At 42.8% G+C, this 16,646-nt stretch carries 19 protein-coding genes; 12 read left to right on the forward strand and 7 right to left on the reverse strand.

Annotated elements, in window-relative coordinates; all coding sequences use genetic code 11:
- Positions 1-31 precede the first annotated feature (31 nt).
- The 3 genes from J0L83_11895 (at position 32) to J0L83_11905 (ending at position 2,807) form a co-directional block, all read left to right on the forward strand.
- A complete protein-coding gene (locus J0L83_11895) occupies positions 32-1,399 on the forward strand; it encodes an aldehyde dehydrogenase (protein MBN8665273.1) in 1,368 nt (455 codons plus the stop codon).
- A 113-nt stretch (positions 1,400-1,512) separates the two neighbouring features.
- Entirely contained in the window at positions 1,513-2,055 is a 543-nt protein-coding gene (locus J0L83_11900; protein MBN8665274.1) for a glutathione peroxidase, read from the forward strand.
- Positions 2,056-2,093: 38 nt separating this feature from the next.
- Positions 2,094-2,807 carry a CPBP family intramembrane metalloprotease gene (locus J0L83_11905; GenBank protein ID MBN8665275.1) on the forward strand — a complete coding sequence of 238 codons (714 nt, stop codon included), beginning with the start codon at positions 2,094-2,096 and terminating at the stop codon, positions 2,805-2,807.
- Here J0L83_11905 and dusB read toward each other — a convergent pair.
- Positions 2,789-3,826: a tRNA dihydrouridine synthase DusB gene (gene dusB, locus J0L83_11910; GenBank protein MBN8665276.1), complete on the reverse strand. Its 1,038-nt coding sequence runs from the start codon at positions 3,824-3,826 to the stop codon at positions 2,789-2,791. The two genes, J0L83_11905 and dusB, sit on opposite strands and share 19 nt — an antisense overlap.
- 60 nt (positions 3,827-3,886) lie before the next feature.
- On the opposite strand from dusB, the gene J0L83_11915 reads away from it, so the two are divergent.
- The 5 genes from J0L83_11915 (at position 3,887) to J0L83_11935 (ending at position 6,852) form a co-directional block, all read left to right on the forward strand.
- Positions 3,887-4,801, forward strand: a complete 915-nt coding sequence (locus J0L83_11915) for a CPBP family intramembrane metalloprotease (protein MBN8665277.1) — start codon at positions 3,887-3,889, stop codon at positions 4,799-4,801.
- Positions 4,798-5,004 carry a DUF2007 domain-containing protein gene (locus J0L83_11920; GenBank protein MBN8665278.1) on the forward strand — a complete coding sequence of 69 codons (207 nt, stop codon included), beginning with the start codon at positions 4,798-4,800 and terminating at the stop codon, positions 5,002-5,004. Before J0L83_11915 ends, J0L83_11920 begins: the two co-directional genes overlap by 4 nt.
- Positions 5,005-5,006: 2 nt before the next feature.
- Positions 5,007-5,885 carry a phosphatidate cytidylyltransferase gene (locus J0L83_11925; GenBank protein MBN8665279.1) on the forward strand — a complete coding sequence of 293 codons (879 nt, stop codon included), beginning with the start codon at positions 5,007-5,009 and terminating at the stop codon, positions 5,883-5,885.
- A 41-nt stretch (positions 5,886-5,926) separates the two neighbouring features.
- On the forward strand, positions 5,927-6,583 hold the full coding sequence (locus tag J0L83_11930) for a phosphatidylserine decarboxylase family protein (protein ID MBN8665280.1): 657 nt from the start codon (positions 5,927-5,929) through the stop codon (positions 6,581-6,583).
- Between the two features lie 71 nt (positions 6,584-6,654).
- On the forward strand, positions 6,655-6,852 hold the full coding sequence (locus tag J0L83_11935) for a hypothetical protein (GenBank protein MBN8665281.1): 198 nt from the start codon (positions 6,655-6,657) through the stop codon (positions 6,850-6,852).
- A gap of 33 nt (positions 6,853-6,885) precedes the next feature.
- Here the strand turns inward: J0L83_11935 and J0L83_11940 are convergent, their stop codons facing one another.
- Positions 6,886-7,581: a YjjG family noncanonical pyrimidine nucleotidase gene (locus J0L83_11940; protein ID MBN8665282.1), complete on the reverse strand. Its 696-nt coding sequence runs from the start codon at positions 7,579-7,581 to the stop codon at positions 6,886-6,888.
- 69 nt (positions 7,582-7,650) lie between these two features.
- Here J0L83_11940 and J0L83_11945 point away from each other — a divergent pair, with 69 nt between their 5' ends.
- The 3 genes from J0L83_11945 (at position 7,651) to J0L83_11955 (ending at position 10,430) form a co-directional block, all read left to right on the forward strand.
- On the forward strand, positions 7,651-8,349 hold the full coding sequence (locus J0L83_11945; protein MBN8665283.1) for an SDR family oxidoreductase: 699 nt from the start codon (positions 7,651-7,653) through the stop codon (positions 8,347-8,349).
- A gap of 70 nt (positions 8,350-8,419) precedes the next feature.
- Entirely contained in the window at positions 8,420-8,950 is a 531-nt protein-coding gene (locus tag J0L83_11950; GenBank protein MBN8665284.1) for a PH domain-containing protein, read from the forward strand.
- Positions 8,931-10,430 (forward strand): PH domain-containing protein, encoded by a 1,500-nt coding sequence (locus J0L83_11955; protein ID MBN8665285.1) that lies wholly within the window; start codon positions 8,931-8,933, stop codon positions 10,428-10,430. Before J0L83_11950 ends, J0L83_11955 begins: the two co-directional genes overlap by 20 nt.
- On the opposite strand, the gene J0L83_11960 is transcribed toward J0L83_11955, so the two are convergent.
- The 3 genes from J0L83_11960 to J0L83_11970 are packed head-to-tail and all read right to left on the reverse strand — an operon-like array spanning position 10,410 to position 12,797.
- Complete coding sequence (locus tag J0L83_11960) at positions 10,410-11,300, reverse strand: flavin reductase family protein (protein ID MBN8665286.1); 891 nt, start codon at positions 11,298-11,300, stop codon at positions 10,410-10,412. The genes J0L83_11955 and J0L83_11960 overlap by 21 nt on opposite strands.
- 41 nt (positions 11,301-11,341) lie before the next feature.
- Positions 11,342-11,728, reverse strand: coding sequence for a GxxExxY protein (locus J0L83_11965; protein MBN8665287.1), 387 nt, complete (start codon positions 11,726-11,728; stop codon positions 11,342-11,344).
- A gap of 55 nt (positions 11,729-11,783) precedes the next feature.
- Positions 11,784-12,797 (reverse strand): fumarylacetoacetate hydrolase family protein, encoded by a 1,014-nt coding sequence (locus J0L83_11970; protein ID MBN8665288.1) that lies wholly within the window; start codon positions 12,795-12,797, stop codon positions 11,784-11,786.
- 78 nt (positions 12,798-12,875) lie between these two features.
- On the opposite strand from J0L83_11970, the gene J0L83_11975 reads away from it, so the two are divergent.
- Positions 12,876-15,464 carry a glycoside hydrolase family 9 protein gene (locus tag J0L83_11975; protein MBN8665289.1) on the forward strand — a complete coding sequence of 863 codons (2,589 nt, stop codon included), beginning with the start codon at positions 12,876-12,878 and terminating at the stop codon, positions 15,462-15,464.
- On the opposite strand, the gene J0L83_11980 is transcribed toward J0L83_11975, so the two are convergent.
- Together J0L83_11980 and J0L83_11985 are read right to left on the reverse strand one after the other, a co-directional pair.
- Positions 15,465-15,734, reverse strand: a complete 270-nt coding sequence (locus tag J0L83_11980; protein MBN8665290.1) for a hypothetical protein — start codon at positions 15,732-15,734, stop codon at positions 15,465-15,467.
- A gap of 96 nt (positions 15,735-15,830) precedes the next feature.
- Positions 15,831-16,610: a TIGR02757 family protein gene (locus J0L83_11985; GenBank protein ID MBN8665291.1), complete on the reverse strand. Its 780-nt coding sequence runs from the start codon at positions 16,608-16,610 to the stop codon at positions 15,831-15,833.
- Positions 16,611-16,646 lie beyond the last annotated feature (36 nt).

The raw sequence follows: 16,646 nt of genomic DNA on the forward strand, positions 1-16,646 counted from the left end.
TTTGATTACTTTTATTACTCATTACGATTGTATGCAGGAACAATTACAAGCCCTTAGAAACTATTTTGATACAGGTGCAACGCGTAGCTATGCTTTCCGTCTTCAACAATTACAAAAGCTGAAACAAGCCATCGAAGCACATGAGCAAGCTATTTACGATGCACTCTACGCTGATTTAAAGAAATCAAAAGAAGAGTGTTGGGTAACAGAGAATGGTATTGTGTTAACGGAATTGCGTCACGCGATCAATGAGTTGAAAGCATGGATGGAGCCGCAGCGTGTGCGCACTAACTTGTTGAACCTGCCTTCCAGCAGTCGCATTGTATCAGAGCCTTTGGGTGTTGTCTTGATTATTGCCCCATGGAATTATCCTTTTCAATTATTGATTAATCCGCTAATTGGTGCAATTGCCGCTGGCAACTGTGTGGTATTGAAACCAAGTGAACATGCGCCTGCCACAGAAAAAGTGATGCAGCAAATCATAGAGTCTGTCTTCGATAAAAATTATATCTGCTATGTACAAGGCGATGGTGCCAAAGTAGTGCCTGAAATGATGCAGTCTTTTGCATTTGATCATGTGTTCTACACAGGTAGTACCGCAGTAGGTAGAATCATTTATCAATTGGCCGCAGATAAACTCGTACCAGTTACATTAGAGTTGGGTGGTAAAAGTCCGGTGGTGGTGGAAGCTGATGCAGATATTGCTGTTACTGCCAGAAGAATTGCCGTAGCGAAATTTTCCAATGCCGGGCAAATGTGCGTGACAGCAGATTATGTGCTGGTGCATACATCCAAAAAGCAAGCACTGATCGAAGCGCTGAAAAAGACGATTCACGATTTCTTTGGTGATGATCCTAGCCAGAGTAGTAATTATGGCAAGATCATCAATGCAAGACAGTTTCAACGTATTCAACAATACTTGCAACAGGGTCGTGTATTGGTGGGCGGACAAACCCATACCGACAGCTTATACATCGCACCTACCTTAATGGATGAAGTATCATTGGATGCGCCAGTGATGCAAGAAGAAATCTTTGGTCCGGTATTGCCTATCATCAGCTTTGAAACAAAAGAAGAAGCTTTGCAGATCATTGCGCGTAATAAGAATCCATTGGCTTTTTATGTGTTCACAGCATCAAAGGAAAATGAACAGTGGTGGATGGATCGAGTGTCTTTTGGTGGCGGTTGCGTTAATAACGTGGCATGGCATCTCACCAATCATCATCTGCCATTCGGCGGTCGCGGTTTCAGTGGAACTGGCGCGTATCATGGCAAAGCCAGTTTTGATACGTTTAGTCACAAGAAGTCGGTGATGAAAACACCAACCTGGTTCGATCCTGCCATCAAGTATCCGCCACTCAATGGTAAACTCAAACTCTTTAAAATGGTGATTCGCTAATGCGTACCAAACTATTCATCGGGCTGGTTGTCATTATAGTGTTACTCACAATAGTGAAACAAAAGGATATGACCTGGAGACAATCATTGATGAAATCGTTTTACAGCTTAATCATGCTGCCGGGAAAGTTATTCGGCAGTAAAGCAGCTGTTCAGTTAAATACGCATGACCAATTACCAAAATCATCAGTTTTTGCATTGAGCACAACCGGGATCAATGGACAACCATTAAACTTGGCCGATTATCAGGGCAAATATTTACTCTTGGTGAATACGGCCAGTGATTGTGGTTATACAGGTCAGTATAGCGAATTGGAGACATTGTATCGTCAGTACAAGGATAAGCTGGTCGTGATCGGCTTTCCCGCCAATGATTTTAAAGATCAAGAAAAAGGGAGCAACAAGGATATCGCTGCATTCTGTCAAAAAAACTATGGAGTCAGCTTCCCTTTAGCGGAAAAAGCTTCAGTGGTGAAGGGCGCATCCCAACAACCCATTTATCAGTGGCTTACCAATCCTGCGCAGAATGGTTGGTGCAGTCAGGCCCCCGTTTGGAACTTCAGTAAGTATTTGATTGCTCCTGATGGAAAACTCATTGGCTTTTTTGCACAAACTGTTTCACCATTAGATAAAAGTCTGCTAGAGCAAATCCGATAATCATTTTTATTGCAGCTGATAAATTAGTAGTTTACCATATGCTTGGTATTCTCGTACAGCTGATACTCTCCTGGATCATCCTGCATTTTCTTGCGAAAGCAAGTCTGCAAGTATTGGGCTATCGCATCACCAGTGCTGTTTTTCAACTTTGTGTGGGTTTGTTTCTTTTTACGATGCTTGCAGCATTGCTTGGCTATGCTTTGCGCTGGTGGTTTGGTGAGCGATGGGGCATGAATCCGGATTTTTCTCTGATGCTCTTAGTGAATGGTATCTGGTGGAACATCAAGTCTGTCTTGTTTGAAGAATTAATATTCCGCGGTGCTTTGTTTTATCTACTGATTCAATGGCTGGGTGCAAAAAAAGCTTTGTGGCTATCAGCTGCTGCTTTCGGTGTGTATCATTGGTTCTCTTATGAAATACTTGGCCAGCTCATACCTATGCTGGTTATCTTTTTGCTGACTGCTACAGCCGGATTGGTGTATGGCTATGCGTACTTAAAAACTGCTACACTCTATGCACCCATCGCCATGCATTTTGCCTGGAACTTCACCAATAATTTTCTATTCTCTGGCGGACAAATCGGTAAAGGCATTTTCGTGCCACTACCTACCGATGCAGTGCAGGTAGGCTATATTGCTTTTGTATTGGTGCAATACCTGCCATTGGTGCTATTCTTTGTTGGCAATTACTTTTTGTTGAAACGCTTTGGGAAAGTGTATGTCGACAAAACGCATCAAGCCCCACAGCTATAAGCCATGGCATCCATATCAATCTTTCTACGCTCAAACTGATAGCCGGTATAGGCTTTGATAACTGTGTCCAACACTTCGTTCAGCTCTGGCAAGGTTTTCAGCTGACACAGTTGTAATCTATATTCTTTGATATTGGGTAAGCCTTTCAAGTAGTTGGCATAATGTCTGCGCATTTCCAAAATACCTAGTATCTCACCCTTCCACTGAACAGAGCCACTCAAGTGTTTACGGATTACTTCCACACGTTGTTCAATGGTAGGCGGTGGTAAGTGTTCACCTGTTTTCAGAAAATATTTGATCTCGTTAAAGATCCATGGGTAACCAATGGCTGCTCTGCCAATCATGATACCATCTACACCATATCGGTTTTTGTATTCCAGTGCTTTCTCCGGTGAATCAATATCGCCATTACCGAAGATGGGTATCTGGATGCGTGGATTGTTTTTGATCTTACCAATCAGTGTCCAGTCTGCATGACCTTTGTACAATTGTGCTCTTGTGCGTCCATGAATAGATAATGCTTTGATGCCTACCTCTTGCAAGCGTTCTGCAACTGTTTCAATATTCTTGCTTTGATCATCCCAACCCAAACGAGTTTTTACGGTAACAGGTAAGTTGGTAGATCGCACACAAGCAGCAGTGAGGCGTTCCATTAAATCAATATCCTTCAGCACAGCAGCACCTGCACCTTTGGTGACGACTTTTTTAACCGGACAGCCAAAATTGATGTCGAGCAAATCCGGATTCACAGTTTCTACAATACGGGCACTCATGGCCATGGCTTCCTCGTCGCCGCCAAAGATTTGAATACCTACGGGGCGCTCTTCTTCAAAAATATCCAGCTTCTGACGGCTCTTGATGGCATCACGAATCAATCCCTCACTACTGATAAACTCAGTATACATGAGGTCGGCACCATTGTCCTTGCACACCGCACGAAAGGGCGGATCGCTCACATCCTCCATGGGCGCCAGCAACAAGGGAAAATCCGGTAATTCAATGTTTCCGATTCGAACCATACAAAAAATAAATGCAGCTGTGGGCTGCATTTGCAAATGTACGTGCTTATTTTCGGTTCTATGAAAGCACAAATCAGGCTAAACTGGCCCGCACAAGTTGCAGTATTACTGGGTGTTGTGGGTGTCTGTATGATCTTGGGTGCATTTGGCATGCAGGCATTGGCTAGCGCCATGGATGTGCGTATTGAGAATGGAAGTATTGACGGTACTGGCAGGCAATTGGGCATACTCAACAGTGTTGGCTCATTTTTGATTATCTGTTTACCTGCCTTGATTTTTGCCATGGTGGTTTCCAATAAACCGATGCAACACCTTGGTTTTAATGGCGTGATGGGCAGTCGCCAAATATTATTGGTGTTATTTATTAGTGCAGCAGCAGTGGCTTTGAGTGGTGCTTTGGCAGAAGTGATGGAATATATTCAGCTTCCTGCATCGCTTAAAAAAATGGCAGACGCCATGGAGGAAAGTTATAAGCGAGAAGTGTTGAAGATTGCGACCATTAAAAATGTAGGGGATTATCTCTTTGCTTTGCTGGTGATCGCTTTGCTGCCAGCACTCTTTGAAGAAATTTTATTTAGAGGTGCAGTACAACAAACAGCAGTTGGTTTAACGCGCAATGCGTTTGCGGGCATTTTGATTACGTCCATCTTGTTCAGTGCGATCCATTTTTCAGTGATGGGCTTTCTATCTCGAACAGCGCTTGGTTTATTGCTTGGGTATGTATTTTATTACAGCAAAAATCTTTGGCTAAGTATCTTGATGCACTTCATCAATAATGCTTTTGTGATTACTGCACTATTTGTGGCACAACAGAAGGGGCGTAAGATTGAAGATGCAATTGATGAGTCCATGCCTGTATGGTTTGGATTGATTGCTTTAGCAGCAATCGTTTGGTTGATGATGAATTTTCGTAAAGCATCTGATGAAGTGCAGACAGCACACCAGCATGATACACAGGAAACTTTGCTAGGATGAGTCAATGGTTGAAAATATACGCTACCCGAAATCCTGCAGAAGCCAGTATTGTGCAGGGTTTGCTCAGTGAGAATGAGATTCCGGTGCAGATTATGAATAAGATGGATAATAGTTACCTCAATTTTGGTGATATTGAAGTATATGTACCATCGCATCTGAAAGATGTGGCGCGTGAATTATTGAATCAAGCTTTATTAAACTAAGCATGGCATTAAATCTACAAACCCTTAAAATAAGAAGCTTAACAGCTGTTGTCTTTGTGGTGGTGATGCTGGGTGGGTTGCTCACCAATCAGTGGACTTTATTCGCTTTGTTCAGTTTGGTGCATTTCGGTGCTTGGCAGGAATACCAAAAGATTGTGGCAAAGATTGATCCTGATTATGCAGGTATTCATGAATTACACAAGTACGGTGTAATGCTGGCAGGTTGGGGATTGATGCTCTGGTTGATGAATGAAAATTATCAGCTTACGGAAACCATCTATTTACATGAAATTGGCTGGTGGTTGTGTTTGCTGATGGTGGTGGTGTTGCCGCTGGTAGAAATCCTATTCAATAAAAAGCTGCAACTCAAGTTGATTGCTCATTCTTTTTTCGGGTTGATTTATTTGTCTTTAAGTCTTGCTTTGCTAATGAATCTGGTTGGTCGCAAGTACACCATCCAGGAGCCGGGTATGGATTATTTCGCTTTCTTTCCTTTATTCATCATTGGTTGTATGTGGGTGAATGATACGATGGCTTACTTCGTTGGCTCCATGATTGGTAAAACGCCATTATCACCTATCTCTCCTAAGAAAACCTGGGAAGGCACGATTGGGGGCATTGTATTAACGGGAGGAGTTGCTTATTTGGTGATCGGTATGCTGCTCCATTGGCAAACGCATCAGTTTACCATGGCTTTATTGGCCGTTGTCGCAGCTATTGTGGGTACATTGGGCGATTTGCTGGAGAGTAAACTGAAAAGATTGGCCAATATCAAGGATAGCGGCAGCATTATGCCCGGCCATGGTGGCTTTTTAGATCGTTTCGACTCCTTATTGCTGGCTGCACCTGCTATCTGGCTGGTTGTGTATTGGCTGTTCTGAGCTAGGCGCAGATACGTATATTTGCCGCTCAAATTCTACTAATGACTATTCATCGGGAAGGCTATACTTCCATCGCCATTGCTGCACTGATTTTCGGTATTATCAACCTAACGGCTTATGCTTTTATCAGTGAATCGCTGGCATGGTTAACGATTTCTATTTTCGTCTTGACATTAGCACTATTCTTATTTATCGTCTCTTTCTTCCGTATTCCCAACAGAACACTTACCGTTAATGACAACCAGATTGTTTGTCCGGCAGACGGTAAAGTGGTGGTGATTGAAGAAGTGGTGGATGAGGAATATTTCAAGGATAAACGTATTCAGCTCAGTGTGTTCATGAGTCCGGCTAACGTTCACGTCAACCGTAATCCAGTGAGTGGTGAAGTGGTGTACAACCAATACCACAAGGGCAAATACTTGGTGGCCTGGCATCCAAAATCATCCACTGAGAATGAACGCTGGTCTGTGGTGTTGAAGCATGCGAAAGGGGATATTCTGGTGAAGCAGATTGCCGGTGCACTGGCCAAGCGAATTTGTAATTATACCAAGGTTGGTCAACAGGTAAAACAGACCGATGAATACGGATTCATCAAGTTTGGCAGTCGGGTGGACCTATTATTGCCTGTAGGTACCAAAGTGCATGTACAGCTGAATGAGGTGGTAAAGGGTGGGGTAACCGTATTGGCCAGCTGGTAATTTTAACAAAAAACGGTACTAAGAACTGACCGGATCAGGTATATTTGATAACGCTTAAAAACAAATAACATATGAAAAAAGTATTGGTACTCGCAACAGCTGCTTTACTGACCACAGGTATGGCTTTTGCTCATGGCAAAGAGTGTGGTAAGGGTAAAGAGTGCTGCAAGAAAGAAATGAAAGAAAAAGGCAAGGAGTGCTGCAAGAAAGAAGAGAAGAAGGAAGACAAGAAAGAAACTAAGACAACCAAGCCTGCTACAAAAGCTTAATCAAAAACCCTCTCAAACGAGAGGGTTTTTCTTTTATAAAATGTTTTCCAGTTCTTTCAGGTGATGAATCACATAAGTGGATGGGATGTATGGATCTGCATTCACATGGTTCACGAAAATGGTATCCATACCTGCATTATTACCACCTTGAATATCGGCTTCCAGATTATCACCAATCATGATGCTTTCTGCTAATTGTGCACCTGACTTTTGTAGTGCGTATTCAAAAATTGCTACATCTGGTTTGATGCTGTTGCTGGCTTCAGAAGTGATCACTTCATCAAAAAAATCAGTAAGGCCTGAATATTTCAGTTTTCTATGTTGCACTGATTCAAAGCCATTGGTGATGAGGTGCAGCACATAGCCTTTGTTTTTCAAATAAGTCAGAATCTCTATCGTGTAAGGAAACAAGTGCTGCTTGGTAGGTAGCAGTTCCAGAAATTGCGCTGCCAGTCCGCGGGCCAATGTTTCATCTGCTATTTTATAATCCAGCAAAGCCAGCCACATCCTTTTCCATCGCAATTCTTCCTGTTTGATAAAGCCCTTGGTATAGCGATCCCATAGTCTTTCATTATGATAGCTATAGCGTTCAAAGAAAGCATCAAAATCTGTAATGCCTCTGTCTATGAGTTGATTGCTGTGGTATAAATCCTGCAGGGTGGCTTTGGCATTGGTTTCAAAATCCCACAGGGTATGATCAAGATCAAAAAAGATATGTTTATAAGGCATGCTGCAAGGTAAACCGAACCATGCAGAAACCTGCCGAAAAACAGCGTACTTCGCATAAAAGTTTTTGTTATGCAGGTAGTGATTACAGGAGCGTCTAAAGGTTTGGGTAAAGCTATTGCGGAGGCTTTCGCGAAAGAGGGACATACACTATTTCTCTGTAGTCGCAACCATGCAGCTTTGTACAAAACCATGGAAGAGCTGATGGCAGCCTGGCCTTATGCACAATACAAAGCACGACCTGCAGATATGGCCGATGCGACAGAAGTGCAAGCATTTGCTGATTGGGTTTTGGAACATGGTGTACCTGATATTATTGTCAACAATGCCGGTCAGTTTGTGCCTGGCAGTGTACATAATGAGCCAGCAGGTGCTTTGGAACAAATGCTGCAGGTGAATCTCTTTAGCGCTTACTATTTGACACGTGCTTTGTTACCAAAAATGATGGAAGCCAAGCGCGGTCATATTTTCAATATCTGTTCCATCGCATCACTGCAGGCTTATCCTAACGGTGGTGCATACAGTATCAGCAAGTTTGCCTTATCAGGTTTCTCTAAAAATCTGCGTGAGGAAATGAAGCCGCATGGTATTAAAGTAACGGGTGTATATCCTGGTGCAGCTTATACTGATTCCTGGAGTGGTTCAGGCGTAGACCCTCAACGTATTATGGAAGCTAATGATGTAGCGCAGATGGTCTATGCAGCAGCGCAATTATCACCTCAGGCTTGTGTGGAGGATATCGTTTTGCGTCCCCAGCTGGGCGATCTCTGATAAACCTTTTGGTGATAAACAACCCAGCTTTCACAACTTGTCTTTAAGCCGACAGTAGTATTTTCACGATATGCAGTATGAAAACCCGATTATCCCACATGCGGATATACCACAATATGCAAAAGCGTTATTGCAACCTGTTGAAACAAGGTATAAGCGGGTACTATTCATCAGTTGGGGAATAGCTTATGGTATCTTATTGATTGCGCTCATTTGCTTGTTTGTTTTTGTGCGAAAATTCCAGCTCTGGTGGGCTATTGGCTTAGCATCATTGGTATTTACTTTATTGATTGCATTCACTATTGCTGCAATACAGATTGGATTCAAGAATCGTGCATGGGCTTTGCGCGACAAAGACATCATCTTTAAAAAGGGCTGGCTATTCCAATCAACCCATATCATTCCCTTTATCAAGATTCAGCATTGTGTGGTGCGTAGTGGTCCGATTGAAAGAAAATTCGGTTTGGCTTCTGTACGATTGATGACTGCCGCCAGCGGTGATGTAGATATCAGTATACATGGCTTAGAAGCGACTACTGCTGAGCAATTGAAAGAATGGATCATGGAAAAAATTGCTGCACATGCAAGTCCCGGCGTTTGATTGTTCCAAGCCACAGCGGCAGTCGCCCGTTGCCTTGATTTTCATCCTCTGGAAAATACTCAAGGAAAGCTGGTTTGCGGTACTTTTTGTTTTTGGTAAATACCTGTTTGGCAGTTCCGAAAGTAAAAAATCCCGATTTGCAGACTATGCTATCTATTATGCACTGGGCTTTTTTGTTTTCATCATTTTAATCCGCATCAATCACCTAATTCAATTTTTCAGATTTAGGATATATGTTCAAGGCGGTGAGTTGATCGTTATCTCCGGTGTTTTGTCCAAAACACAAACCATTCTCCCTTTAGAGCGAGTTCAATCTGTTCACCTCAAGCAAAACTACTTACATCGTTTCACCAATACCTGCGGATTGAAATTAGAAACTGCTGGTAGCGCACATACAGAAGTGGAAATTGATGCGATTGATCTACATAAAGCCATGGCTTTGCAGCGGCTTTTGCAGCAGCAAACACATACAGCAGTTACTAGCGAAAAGCAGGAAGTACCTGCGTCAATCTTGGGAATTAGTACGGCGGATGTATTGAAACTGGCTATATCAGAGAATCATATCAAGACCTTACTGCTGATTTTATTTTTTGCGATTGCGCGAATGGAGGATTTGCGTCAATATTTTGGAGTTGATACAGAAAAAGTGATTGGGGAACAAGTGGATAAGGTTTTGTCTGCAACTCAGCTTTGGGCGCTATTAATTAGTGCTGTATTAACTTTAACATTGGCCGTTTCATTTGCACGAGTATTGATTCGCTATTATGCCATGCAGTTACGCATCTCTGAAAAAGGCTTTCAGATGCAATGGGGGTTTTTGCAAACACAACAGAAAATGTTGTTACACAATAAAGTGCAGATGCTGAGCTGGAATAGCAATTGGGTAAGGGGCATGCTGGGCATCCGCATACTACGTTTCTTCATGGCTGGAGAAGATATTACCAAAGATGGTCAGTGGATTCGCCTTCCGGTGTTACAGCAAGATGTTCTAAGAAAAATTATTGCACCCTATCAATCCGTATGGCCTGCAGAAAACAGTGAGCCCCATAAAGTACATCATGCATATGGTTGGCGTATGACCGTATTGATTGGTCTTCCTGCTTGTGTGTTGCTTTGTATACCCATTTGTTTATGGAAACCCTGGTTGGTTGTATTCCCTATTTTGGCTTTGATGTATTATGCCATCAGTAACCTGATTGCGCAACGGAATTTTCGCTATTGGTATAATCAGCAAACCCTGCAGATTGAAAAAGGGGTATGGGGTAGGGAGCATATCTTGCTCAACTTAGCGCGTGTGCAACATGTTATCGTTAAGACAAGTCCGTTTTTGCGTTCGAGGAACTTAGCCACATTGGAATTGCATACTGCAGGAGATACCGTGAAAATACCCTACATCTCACTTTCGCAAGCCAATTATTTAGCTGATTGCTGCTTACTGAATGTTGAGTTTGATCTATCCTCAAGCAGTTTCGCCAGCTAGTAAAACTTGCCATGCAGCAGCCACCTGATTGGCTGCAAGCAACTTAGCGGCGTAACGATGTAATTCCTGCTCCATTTCCTCTGGATTCACAGAGAAATACTGTACAATATTTTTCAATTGCGCATCTTCAAATGCAGGATCTACCACAGGCATTTCGTGCACATTGGCCAACATACCCAGGTCATTGCCTGTAAGTGTTTTGCTGTTTCTAATGCCTGCAGGTAATGCATCAATCCCGATACCCAATTGTGTATTGGGCTTAGGAACAGTAAAGAGATTATCGGGGTTAACTTTGCAATACCAATCACCACCTAATCTGGCAACCAATTCAATTTTGCGTTGGTCAATCATCGTTCCTTCACTATTGAGAATGCTGTCATCTACATGCATGCACAACACTTCAGCAATAATAAGCTGACCAGCACCGCCGTTTTCACCAAGGCTTTTTGTCTCCAACACCTTGCATTCCATTTTGATCTTGGCTTCCTTCACCATGGGTACACGCACCATGGTAGCAGCTTCTTTGGTAAAGCCTGCTTTTACAAACTCATCTACGCCCTTGGGGTATTCGCAACTGGCGAGGCTGGTTTGCTGTACCATGGCATAATCGCAGATATTGATCACGCACTCGGGTACTTCTATTACATTTTGTAAAGTATGCTTGGTGGTATTATCGCGCACGCGGCGTGCAGCAGAAAAAATCACCACGGGTGGGTTAGACGAGAAGAGATTGAAAAAGCTAAAAGGGCTCAGGTTGGCATTGTCTGCTGCATCAATGGTGCTGGCAAATGCAATAGGTCTGGGGGCAACCGCATGTTGCAACCAGGCTTGCTTTTGAGCGGGGGATAAGGTACTTAGGTCTATTTTCATATTTAACCGCAAAGGCGCAAAGACACGAGGTCCCGCAAAGATTAATAATTATTTACTCTTCTTCTAAAACCATCCTTTAGGAGAACAGTGTTAAAGTTAATTAAGAAGCCCATCTTTTTATTAGCAAGTTTCAGATAAGAAAGTAATTGTGCTTCATGTACAGGATGAATCTCATCTACTGCTTTCAATTCAATGATTAGCTCGTCTTCTACCAATAAGTCGATATAAAATTCTTTTCCGGTATTGCTCCCCTTATAATATAAAGGCACTGCAACTTGCTGTTGAAAGGCGATTGATCTGATGGATAACTCCTTGCAAAATGCATATTGATATACACTTTCCAGCAAGCCGGGGCCAAGCTCCTTGTGTACTTCTAATGCAGCAAGAAAAATTTGCTTGGCAAGCCACTCATATCTTTCCTTTGTCATCATTGTCTTAGCGATACTTTGCGTCCTGGCGTCTTAGCGGTTAAGCTTTTAACCACTAAGTAGTTAGATGCCTCTTCTTAAAAATAGAAAAATCGGTTTCTTCAGCAACAATGGTATTGTGTAATCTACCTAGTCCGGTGATTTCCATCTCTACTACATCACCATCTTGTAACCATTGTTCTTTGTACTCAGGATTATTGAGTTTGCCTGTGCCATTTAATTCCAAGAAACAGCCTGTGCCAACTGTACCGCTACCAATCACATCACCAGGATTCAATGTTACGCCATAAGCACAACGCTCAATGATTTCAGCAAATGTCCAGTCCATATCCGCCACATTGCCATCACTCACTTGCACACCATTCACCCAGCATTGCATACGTAGATTCCAGCTCTTACCTGTATGTCCCGGCTTAGGTGCAGTTTCATAAGCTTCCAGTTCATCCAATGTCACGAGGCAGGGGCCGATTACGGTAGAGAAATCTTTGCCTTTAGCGGGGCCAAGGTTTAATAACATTTCTTCCATTTGCAGGCGACGCGCACTCATATCGTTCATGATCATCAATCCGCCGATATAACTATCCGCTTCTTCTGCAGGAATATTTCTGCCTTGTCTGCAGATGACAATCGCAGCTTCCAATTCAAAATCCAGTTTTTCAAAATGATCCGGCATACACACAATGGGGCCCGGACCTTGGATACTGTGGTGATTGGTGAAGTAAAAGATTGGATACTGATCAAACTCAGGAATCATGGGTACGCCGCGGTTTCTTCTGGCAGCAGCTACGTGTTGTCTGAATGCATAACCATCTCTGCAGGATGAAGGAAAGGGAATCGGCGCCAGCAGGTCTACTTTTTCCAAATCAATACCTTTCTCTTTGCCAATACGACCTTCTACAATGGCTGCATTTATTTTCTGCGCAATAGGGAACATATCATCCCAGAAATGGAGAAACATATTCATGCTGTTGGGCAGATCCGGATGCTGCATATCCGCATCATACAAAAAACCATCGTGCAGAAAAGCCAATTGATCGTGTCCTTCTCTCAGGTAAGAAACCAGTTTCATAAGCAAACTTTGAGCGCCGAAATTAGCTGTTTTGCACCACCTGCATGATTGTGTAACTTAGAAAAGAATTTAGGATGCATGAAAAACAGTCTAACCCATTGCCTGCTAGTTGGTTTATTGTTGTGCCTGTATGGTTTTGACTCGCCCAAGCCTGTCAATAGCTGGATTCGCATCAACCAGCTAGGCTATCTGCCGGGCGGACAAAAAACTGCTGTTTGGTGCAGTAAAGACAAAGTACCTATTAGTGCCTTTGAATTGGTGAATGCTAAAACCAATCTGCCTGTTTTCAAAGCTGCGGTTGGTTTGCTGTATGGTGCTTATGGTCCGTTTCAACAAACTGCACGTTTGGATTTCTCTGCGTTTCAGCATCCTGGTAAATATTATCTGCGTGCGGGCAATGCAGCATCTCCTGTTTTTGAAATTGGCGAAGATGTATATGAGGGCACAGCCGATTTCTGTTTGCGTTATATGCGTCAACAACGTAGTGGCTACAATCCTTTCTTACAGGATAGTTGCCATACGCATGACGGTTATGTATTGTATGGTGCCAAAGCCGGATTAATGGATAGCAGTTTTATGGATGTAAGTGGTGGTTGGCATGATGCCAGTGATTATTTGCAGTACGGTACTACTTCTGCCAATGCGGCTTACCATTTGCTGATGGCTTATCGCGATTTTCCTGAAGTGTTTGGCGATGAAAAAAAATCCAACGGTACAAACGGTAGTAATGGATTAGCCGATGTGTTGGATGAAGCTAGATGGGGCTTGGATTGGTTATTGAAAATGCATCCGGTACCAAATATTCTTTTTAATCAGTTAGGAGATGATCGTGATCATATGGGTATGCGTATTCCTAAAGAAGATACTTACTACGGCAGAGGTTTTGAACGTCCTGTTTATTTGGTAACAGGTGAGCCGCAACAGCGTGGCAAATTCTTGAATGATACCAAGGGTACATCTTCTACAGCTGCGAAATATGCAGCCAGCTTTGCATTGGGTAGTCGCTTGTTCAATAAAACGGATAGTGCTTACGCAAAATTATTACGCGAGAAAAGCTTGACAGCGCTGCGTTACAGCAATATTCAACCCGGCGTTACACAAACAGCATCTGTACGTTCGCCCTATATCTACGCGGAAGACAATTGGACAGATGATATGGAATTGGCTTATGCAGCTGTACAATCAAATAAGACTTATCTCGATTCTGCTTTCTGGTATGCACAACAGGAAAAGATAACGCCATGGTTGGGAAAAGACACAGCCAAGCATTATCAGTGGTATCCATTCATCAATGTTGGGCATTATGAATTGGCAAAGCAGGTAAAAGGTGCGCAAAGAGATAGCTTGATACAATTTTATCAACGTGGTATTGAAGCGGTTTGGCAAAAGGCCAAGCAAAATGCTTTCTTTCGAGGTATTCCTTTTATCTGGTGCAGCAATAACCTCACCGTTGCTTTTGCGCAGCAGTGCATGTGGTATCGACAGCTAACCAATAACAAGCAATACCTCGCATTAGAACAAGCCAATATTGATTGGTTGTTTGGTTGCAATCCCTGGGGCACTAGTATGGTCTATGGATTACCTTGGTGGGGCGATACACCTGTTGACCCGCACAGCGCATTTACGCATATCAAAAATTATCCGATTGATGGAGGTTTGGTGGATGGTCCGGTGTACACCAATATTTATAAAGGACTTATTGGTATTCAGTTGCAGGATGCTGATGAGTACGCCGAGTTTCAAAGTGATCTGGCCGTATATCATGATGACTATGGCGATTACAGTACCAACGAACCTACGATGGATGGCACTGCTTCATTGATTTATTTATTAGCAGCAAAAGAGCAGGAAGCCAATGTAGCAGCACATCGCAATCGTGGACGATTTGCGAATACTGCAGCGAATTATCTGCCTTTTGAACAACAGACTGTTCGTCCCGCAGCTGCCAATCCTTTCGGAAAGCAATTGTTTGTATCCCATGGCGCAGTAGTCAAAGCAAAGAATCGTTACCACAAACAAGTAGCCTTGGTATTCACCGGTGATGAATATGCAGAAGGTTTACCTTTTATTCGAAAGACATTAAAAGACCAGCAGGTAAAAGCCGGGTTCTTTTTTACCGGTAGAATGTATCGAAATCCGAAGTTCAAAAATGATATCCAGCAACTGTACAAAGACAAACACTATATGGGCCCACATTCGGATGGTCATTTGTTGTATTGCGATTGGCAGAAGCGAGATAGTTTGTTGGTGAGCTGGTCTACTTTTTCAGACGACTGGAACAGAAATCTCTATGCCATGGAAGAGTTGGGTATTCCGGCCAAGCAGGTAAAATATTTTATTCCACCTTATGAGTGGTGGAATGACAGCATTGCAACCTGGACCAGCTGGAAAGGTGCACAATTGTTCAGTTTTACACCCGGTGTACGCACCAATGCCGATTATACCTGGCCAGAGATGGGCAATCGTTATGTGTCTAATAAAACGATTATGGCATCAGTGAATCAGCAGCTCTCTTCTGCAGATGGATTGGATGGATATATTCTCTTAATTCATGTAGGAACAGACCCAAGGCGAAAAGAGAAATTGTATCATGAATTACCTGCACTCATCAAAACACTGCGAAAGAAGGGCTACCAGTTAGTGCCGATTGATGCGCTATTGCGATAATCACCAGCGTTCGTCTTCAGGAATATCACCCTGCTGTCTAAAAGTTTCTCTGCTTTTTTGCTTTTGTAACTGTCGCTCAATGATGAGTGCAGCAATCATTTTAGCTGCATCTTCTTGTGGATGTTCTGCCAGTAGTGTTTTGAGTTTGGCTTCAGGAATATCTAATCGGTAGAGGATGTAAATCAATTGATCAAAATCATGCAGGATCAGGTCGTTAATGGCCTTGATCAGGGCTTGTGGTCCTAGTTGTTCAATTTCCTGCAGATTCATTTTTGATGCTAAAGTTGTTTTGAAAATTTCTAGATCAACAAATGCAATTGATTATACTATTTTAGTTTTAGTAAGATACAAAGCTTTTTTGAGCGCTTAGTATTTCTCCATCACCCCCAAACCAAATAGTGCAAAATCATATTTCACCGGATCTTTAGGATCCATCTGCCTCAGCGCATCCGTTAATTCCTGTGCCGCCTGCCAGTCAATCTGCTTTCTTTCCAGCAAGCCAAAGCGATATGCCACTCGGGCCACATGTACATCTACCGGACAAATCAATTGTGCCGGACGAATCTTTTTCCAAATACCAAAATCAACGCCTTTTTTATCAGCACGCACCATCCAGCGTAAATACATGCTTAGTCGTTTACAGTTGCTTTGCTTCTCCGGTGTGGCAATATGTTTTTTACTTCTTGCAGGTGCATCTTCCAATGAAAAGCAATAGCGATGAAAGCCAGTCAATGCACGGGTGGTATCTGTGTCTGATTTTTCCATCCATTGCGCAAAAGCTGTTTCCAAACTATCGTGTTGCTGATAATGGTGTTGTAAAAACTGGATAAAATAGAGTAGGTCTGTTGTATTAAAAGTGCGATGCTTGAACGAGAGCAATCTCTTGAGGTCTGATTCCTGATGTTGGGTAATGAACTTGTGTGGTGCCATATCCATCAACTGCATCAATTCCTTGGACTTATTGATAATCGTAGTTCTGTTGCCCCAAGCGAATATGGCTGCAAAAAAGCCGGCAATTTCAATATCGGCTTTTGATGAGAATAGGTGTGGAATACAGACAGGATCAGCCGGAATAAAGGAGGGCTGGTTGTACAGCGCTACTTTTTCTTCCAGAAAATCCCTGAGTTTATGGTATTGATTGCTCATTTGTGGTAGACAGAATGGTACTTGCCACACATTTGT

The sequence above is a fragment of the Chitinophagales bacterium genome (assembly GCA_017303835.1).
Classification (GTDB): Bacteria; Bacteroidota; Bacteroidia; order Chitinophagales; family Chitinophagaceae; genus JAFLBI01.